Raw genomic sequence first — 513 nt, 5'->3', positions numbered from 1 at the left:
TCAACAGGAAAGACCGATTCAGCTCAAGGTCGATGGTGACGAGGTCTTTTATCAGTACGACGATGAAGTGGGACTCTTGAAAGATGGTCTGCGTTTGGGTGAGGTCGTCTTTTATCTCCGAGAAGGGGAGCCAAGGGTTTATGACCTTTTGGATTTATCAGAGTTTCAGATTGGCTCTCAAAAAGGTGCATTGATCACACTAGATGGAGATGTTGAACTCTTACTCCAAAAATCCCAAAATCAATGGAAGCTAACTCGACTAAAAGGCGCATTTTATCGAAACAATCATCTGGAACAAATGGACCAGCAATTGATTGGTTTTGGAGATGAGTTGAGTCTAGGGGCGGTGACGATCAAGTTCTATCCTGATGAAGTATGGGTTCAGGGTCCTGCCCAAGTTGGGTCACAACTGACTCTGAGAGAACCATCTCGATATGGTTTTTATGAAGATTATCCAGATTATCATCGTTCTCCACGGATCATCTATCGTGGTAGCGAGGATAAAATCTTGAT

The 513-nt window shown here is 43.5% G+C and carries 1 pseudogene; it reads left to right on the top strand.

The window, feature by feature from the left end:
- Nucleotides 1-513, top strand: a pseudogene (locus GMD6S_RS12845) (type VII secretion protein EssC); the annotation flags it as partial.

Source organism: Streptococcus sp. GMD6S (assembly GCF_000297015.1).
Note: the sequence above shows the minus strand (reverse complement) of the source record. Positions and strands in the feature narration are given on the sequence as shown.